At 44.7% G+C, this 1036-nt stretch carries 1 protein-coding gene; it reads right to left on the bottom strand.

Annotated features, from left to right (window positions below; genetic code table 11):
• Positions 1–14: 14 nt before the first annotated feature.
• Entirely contained in the window at positions 15–1028 is a 1014-nt protein-coding gene (locus KDK16_RS00565; RefSeq protein ID WP_257274226.1) for a hypothetical protein, read from the bottom strand.
• Positions 1029–1036: the final 8 nt, after the last annotated feature.

Raw genomic sequence — 1036 nt, 5'->3', positions numbered from 1 at the left:
GGTTGCGGGTTTGTTCATGAAAGTCTGCCGTTGTCTATTCGTGAATGGGAGTGCCATGAGCTGACACCCCGAACCCGACTTTGATCCGCCTTGATGCCAGTTAATGGAAAAGCAACTTTCTGCTTCCAGCTGGTGCTTGTATTAAAGCGGATGTTCAGCGGCTTAGCAGGATCAAGATTACCCGCAATCTGCTCTCTTTCTTTCAAACGACATAACATCTTCAAGGAAGCGATCTCATCATTGCCAGTTATGGAAAATTGTTTGACATCATAGTTTGGAGTAGTGCGCGGATGATTGAATGATTTGCTGACTGCGCTAGTATATCTACTGAATACAACATAGTGCGGACAAACTGAATCAGCCATGATCGGGTGCTGTGGTCTGGTCACCGCCACCAGACTGTTCTCCATTATCAAAGTATGTGTCAACTCATTATTCCCGGCGTCTTCTGTCCCTCTGATACTGTCCATGATAAAAGCACTAAAACCACCTGGGCATTTAAGAGTGCCAATGGGCTCTGTTAACTCCATATCCCAGTCGATTTTTATGCATCCACGACTGCTGGTTTCAATGCCGACTAATTCACAGACCTTATCACAATGGTACATTGCCACGAATTGAAAAATGTCCAGAACATCATGAAACTGAACATAACGCCTTATCCTGCCATCGTTATAATAATGACCTTCGAGTGTGCAAAAACGCGCATCCACTTCCACATAAAATTGACCTTCCATGCTTTTATTCTGGGTAATTTTCATACCAGCTACTCTGCCCTCACTTAGCAGCTTTGACACATCCAGGACACGTACATTTTCAAATGACTGTTCCAACTGCCTGACCTGTGCAGCCACTGTTTCATTGATCAGGTCGTTATTTATCAGAATGACGGCAGCGCGGGACTTTTCGATAACGCAGTTATTACTGAAAATGCGAATGGACTCATCATCAATGCTTGCCTTTTGATCCAGACAATAAAACTGTTGACATCCTCTCGCCCCTGAAGGAGCGAGATACCCGTTAGTCACCTAACAGG

This window comes from Endozoicomonas sp. SESOKO4 (assembly GCF_024606275.1).
The sequence above is the reverse complement of the archived record's forward strand: the minus strand, read 5'-3'. Positions and strand labels throughout refer to the sequence as shown.